This is a genomic window from Streptomyces sp. SID3212, assembly GCF_009865405.1.
GTDB lineage: Bacteria > Actinomycetota > Actinomycetes > Streptomycetales > Streptomycetaceae > Streptomyces.
On the sequence record NZ_WWJY01001215.1, the window covers coordinates 1 to 2,751 of the forward strand.

Below are 2,751 nucleotides of genomic sequence, written 5' to 3' on the forward strand. Positions count from 1 at the left end.
CTTCGGCCTGGACACCGCCCGGCTGACCGTGCCGGCGGGCGGCACCGCGGACGCCGTCCTCACCTCGGACACCCGGATCGCGGGACCGGACGGCGCCTACTCCGGCTCCGTCGTCGCGACGGCGACCGAGGGCGGACAGCGCGTACTCACGTCCTTCGGCGTCATCCGCGAGGAGGAGTCGTACGACCTCACACTCAAGTTCCTCGACGCCAAGGGCAGGCCCACGGCCGGCATGGCCGAGGTCGTGGGCCACAACACCCCCTACTGGGAGTCCCTGTACGACGCGGACGGCGACGGGACCGTGAAGGTCAGGGCCCCCAAGGGCAGGTACCTCTTCGACGTGGTGGTGGGGGAACCGGAGACCGGCGGGGCCCCGGTCTTCGCGCTGTTCGTGCAGCCGAAGTACGACGTCACGAGGAACGCCACGCTCACGTTCGACGCCCGCAGGGCGAAGCCGGTGAGCATCACACCACCGGGCAGGGCGAAGCAGGTCTCCGCCTACACGAACTACTTCCTGGACACCCCCTACGCGTTCGCCGCCACCTGGTTCCTGGACAGCTTCCAGGGCGTCTCCATGGCCCACATCGGCGCGGCGCTCCCCGCCGCGCAGTTCAACGCCCGGGTGGGCGCCCTCTGGCAGCAGGGCAGCACGAACTACAACCTGCTCTACAACCGAGCCGGTTCGGCCTACACCGGGTTCAGACACAAAGCGACGGCCGGTGAACTCGCCCTGGTGAACGTCAAGATCGGGGCCTCGGCCAAGAAGCGCACCGGCTACGTCAGCTCGTTCTGGAGCGCGAACGGCGAAGGGACGGGCGCCGGCACCGAGCTGTTCGCCCTGCCCACCACCGCGAAGACCTACGTCACGGTCCCCAAGGGCTTCACGTGGGAGTTCGGCATGGGCCAGCAGCAGAGCGGGGACGAGGACGGCGTGTACCTCGGCTCCGACGGCGCGAAGACGTACCAGGCGAAGAAGACGTATACGAAGACCTACAACGTGGGCGTGTTCAGCCCGCGGGTGGGCCCGTACAGCGGCGCGCGGCAGGACAACGCCATGCTGGTCTGCGTGGACGAATTCACCGACGGGGCCGGACACTTCGGCCAGTCCGCGGCGACCAAGCGGCGCACGGTGATCACCGCCGACGGCAAGACGATCCTCGACAGGCGCGAGGACCTCTGCCAGCTCGTCGGGAACCTGCCCGCCACGTCGGCGCGTTACGTCGTCAGCACCGACGCGACCCGCTCGACCGCGCTGGCGGGCGTCACCACCCGCCTCGTCGCCTCCTGGTCGTTCGTCTCCGAGCGGCCGTCCGCCGAAGGTGCGGACCTCCCGCTGTCCACGGTCCGCTTCCTCCCGAAGCTCGACCTGGCCAGCACCGCCCCCGCCGGCGAGAAGCTCACCGTCCCGCTGGCGATCGACGGTCCGGCGGCGGGCAAGGGCTTCAAGTCCCTGTCCGTACAGGTCTCGTACGACGGCGGTACGAAGTGGGCGAAGGCTCCCGTCACCACCGGCAAGGACGGGAAGAAGAGCCTGACGCTCAGCCACCCGAAGAAGGCCACCTCGGTCTCCCTCAAGGCGAGGCTCACGGACACGAAGGGCTACACGTACGACGTGACCGTCGTGAAGGCCTACCTGCTCACGTAGGCGGCGGACACGGCGGGAGGACAGGCACCGCGCACCGGCCGCGCCCGGGGGACCAGCACCACTCCCCGGGCGCGGCGTCATGCCCGGCACGGGCCGCACCGCAACCGCCGACGTAGGCTTCGGTCAGCATCAGCAGCATCAGCAGCCAGGCAGGGAGGAACGACCGTGCGCGTCGCCGTGTTGGACGACTACCAGGAGGCCGCTCACCGCTTCGGTGACTGGGACAGTCTCGACGCCGAGGTCACCTTCCTGCACGACCACCTCGCCGACACCGACACACTCGTCGAGGCCCTGCGCGGCCACGACGTCGTCGTCGCGATGCGCGAACGCACCCCGTTCACGGAAGAGCGCTTCGCACGCCTGCCCGACCTGAGGCTGCTCGTCACCACCGGCGCCGCCAACGCGGCCATCGACGTCGCGGCCGCGCACCGCCACGGCGTCACCGTCTGCGGCACGGAGAGCAAGCCCTACGCCACCCCCGAGTTGACCTGGGGCCTCATCCTCTCCCTGTTGCGGCACCTCCCCGAGGAGTCCGCCGGGATGCGCCGGGGGGAGTGGCAGCACACCCTCGGCGGTGACCTGCACGGACGTACGCTCGGCGTGGTCGGCCTGGGACGGCTGGGCGCGCGGGTCGCCGCCGTCGGCAACGCCTTCGGCATGCGGGTGATCGCCTGGAGCACCCACCTCGACCCCGCGCACGCCCGCGCGTGCGGCGCCGAACCGGTCGGCAAGGACACGCTGTTCTCGACGGCCGACGTGGTGACCCTGCACTACAAGCTCAGCGCGCGCAGCACCGGCCTCGTCGGCCGCCGCGAGCTGGCGCTCATGAAACCCGGCGCCTATCTCGTCAACACCTCACGCGGCCCGCTCGTCGACACCGGCGCCCTCGTCGAGGCCCTGCGCGAGGGCCGGATCGCCGGGGCCGGCCTCGACGTCTACGACGTGGAGCCCCTGCCGGCCGACGACCCGCTCCGTACCGCGCCGCGCACGGTGCTGACCCCCCACCTTGGATACGTCACCGAGGAGACGTACCGCGTCTTCTACGGCGGCGCGGTGGAGGACATCGCCGCCTACCGGGCCGGCGCGCCCCTCCGTACGATCACGCC

Annotated in this window: 1 protein-coding gene and 1 pseudogene; both read left to right on the forward strand. The window is 70.9% G+C overall.

Annotated features, from left to right (window positions below):
* Positions 1 to 1,645, forward strand: a pseudogene (locus GT042_RS36370) (1,4-dihydropyridine esterase); the annotation flags it as partial.
* Positions 1,646 to 1,810: 165 nt separating this feature from the next.
* Positions 1,811 to 2,751, forward strand: a 941-nt coding sequence (locus GT042_RS36375; RefSeq protein WP_161312939.1) for a D-2-hydroxyacid dehydrogenase family protein, incomplete at its 3' end; no start/stop codon positions are given.